The sequence below is a fragment of the Salinimicrobium profundisediminis genome, from assembly GCF_026241755.1.
Classification (GTDB): domain Bacteria; phylum Bacteroidota; class Bacteroidia; order Flavobacteriales; family Flavobacteriaceae; genus Salinimicrobium; species Salinimicrobium profundisediminis.
Genome location: NZ_JAPJDA010000075.1, coordinates 1 through 2,219, shown reverse-complemented (window position 1 = coordinate 2,219; position 2,219 = coordinate 1). Strand labels below are relative to the sequence as shown.

4 protein-coding genes are annotated in these 2,219 nt (G+C 42.5%); 1 reads left to right on the top strand and 3 read right to left on the bottom strand.

From position 1 onward, the window contains the following. On the top strand, positions 1-664 hold a 664-nt coding region (locus OQ279_RS18540), incomplete at its 5' end, for an ABC transporter substrate-binding protein (protein ID WP_266071353.1). Positions 665-722: 58 nt separating this feature from the next. Here OQ279_RS18540 and gerQ read toward each other — a convergent pair. The 3 genes from gerQ to OQ279_RS18525 form a co-directional block, all read right to left on the bottom strand. Then, positions 723-1,208: a spore coat protein GerQ gene (gerQ, locus tag OQ279_RS18535; RefSeq protein ID WP_066442240.1), complete on the bottom strand. Its 486-nt coding sequence runs from the start codon at positions 1,206-1,208 to the stop codon at positions 723-725. A 39-nt stretch (positions 1,209-1,247) separates the two neighbouring features. Next, on the bottom strand, positions 1,248-1,619 hold the full coding sequence (locus OQ279_RS18530; RefSeq protein WP_503167774.1) for a cell wall hydrolase: 372 nt from the start codon (positions 1,617-1,619) through the stop codon (positions 1,248-1,250). Positions 1,620-1,857: 238 nt separating this feature from the next. Continuing rightward, positions 1,858-2,219: chlorite dismutase family protein (locus OQ279_RS18525; RefSeq protein ID WP_266071352.1), on the bottom strand; the 362-nt coding region annotated here is incomplete at its 5' end.

Genomic DNA, 2,219 nt, shown 5'->3' with positions numbered 1-2,219 from the left:
AGTTCAGGAAATCGAAAAGGTTTCCGATTCGATGACCGTTAATGCTGAAAAGGTCATTGAGCTGAACCCTGATGTCGTGATCGCTTATACAGTTGGTGCGGAAGAACAGCTGCAGCCGATTATTGATTCCGGTATCCCTGTTTTTGTCATTCAGTCTGCTTTAACATTTGAAGACGTATATGGTGATATTCAGCAAATCGCTGATGTAATGGGTGTAGGGGAGAAAGGCGAAGAGCTTGTTCAAAGCATTCAGGACCAAATCGCTTCAGTTGGTGAAAAGCTGGCAGGAGTGGAAGAGGAAAAACAGCTTTATTTAGAAATTAGTCCTGCCCCAGACATTTATACAACAGGAAGCAATACATTCCAGCAGGAAATTCTAAAGGCTGCACATGTTGGTAATGTGTTTGGAGATCAAGAAGGATGGATTAAAGTATCAGAAGAAGACATCATCAGCCGTAATCCAGAAGTGATTGCAACTACTGTTAACTATGTTGATAATCCAATTGAAGAAGTAAAGGGCCGTACAGGCTGGGATCAAATTGCTGCTATTTCTGGCGATGCTGTGTACCAGCTTGACAGTGATATTACATCAAGACCAGGACCGCGAATCGGAGAAGCTGTGCAATTGGTGGCAGAAACCGTATATCCTGAAGTTTTTCAATAATCGTCCATGAGAAAAGCGTGAAAGAAGATCCTTTCACGCTTTTTGTATGGATGTATTTTTATCTAGGTGTATATTGAGTTAACCCCTGCACGCCGCCGAATGCTGGATAATCATACTCAATTTCTTCATCAAATGTTACATAATCTAAGTAGATCATTGGGATTAAGTATCGTAAACCAGTTTCCGGATCACTCAAGATGAGATGATCTCTTCCAGCTGCTTCAATTAGACCTTTAAAAACGCGCGCATTCCATTCTGTATTGTTCTCAAATGTAGCGTAAACTGTTGCCAGCTTTCCTTTATTTAAGCGAAGAATGTTCTCAATATACGATTGCTCAATTGGCAGCATGCCAGGAACTTGCGGCGCTTGAGTTGGCGCTTGACCGCCAGTGGCCGGAAGCATAGCTCCAGTAGGGATTTGCGGCGGATAGGCAACAGGCTGCTGAACAGGATAAGCATTTGCTTTCGGTGCTGCTGTGTAAGGCTGTTGTTGCTGCTGCTGGTAACCATAATAAGGATATTGATTAAAATTCGATTGACTCACTTCTTTTCCCCTCCTAATGATTCCTATAATTTCAACATGCTAAAAAACAGTTGGACAATCCTGCTGCGTCGGCTGATAAAAGCAATGTGCCTTAAACCGGCCGGAATTCCATTGGTTATACCACTGAGCCGGGCAATTACCTGCAGGACGGAAAAACCATAAAGAATTACTGGCAGGATGGCTTCGCTCCCCTTTAATGGTTCTTCGGGCTAGATCAATTTCGCCCTGTCTGGCTCTCTGATAAAAATAACCTTTTTGAGTTGCTTCAAAGCCGCCTGGATTTTGAAAAACCATTTGCCTAATAGATCGGATATCACGAAAATCAAGGCAGTCTGCCCGCACCCGGTTCACGCCAACATTGCCAACCATCAGCATGCCAAGATTTCCATCTCCCTCTGCTTCTGCTCTCATCAATCTTGCCAACAGTCTGACATCATCTTCGTTGTACGCGATAACACCCATCCATTCACCCCCTAAGATGGTTTTCTGGCTGATTGGTGAAATATAAAACTTGGGCTATCAAAATAAATCAACTCACTATTTCATTCCTATGATGGAGCTTGTTTTTTTATGCCTACAAAATCATAATGCGAAATGTAATGAAGATAAAAAACTCCCCAGGCTTTTTGCCTGGGGAGTTTAATTTAGCTTAATTCACATGTAAAAAGTGGCTGACCTTGTCTTCTTCAAGCAGATTGCCAACAAAGAAAGAACCAAATTCGCCATAGCGGGCACTTACTTCATCAAATCTCATTTCATAAACAAGTTTCTTAAATTGAAGGACATCATCTGAGAATAAGGTAACGCCCCATTCGTAATCATCAAAACCTACAGAACCGGAAATGATTTGTTTTACTTTTCCTGCATATTGACGGCCAATCATGCCGTGGCTTCTCATCATGCTGCGACGATCTTCCATCGGAAGCATGTACCAGTTATCTTCTCCTTGGCGGCGCTTGTCCATTGGGTAAAAGCAAACATATTTTGCCTTTGGAAGAATAGGATACAAGC

Excerpts from the sequence above, each read along its gene's own strand:
- OQ279_RS18530 (WP_503167774.1), bottom strand. The coding sequence starts at position 1,619 with ATGAGAGCAGAAGCAGAGGGAGATGGAAATCTTGGCATGCTGATGGTT.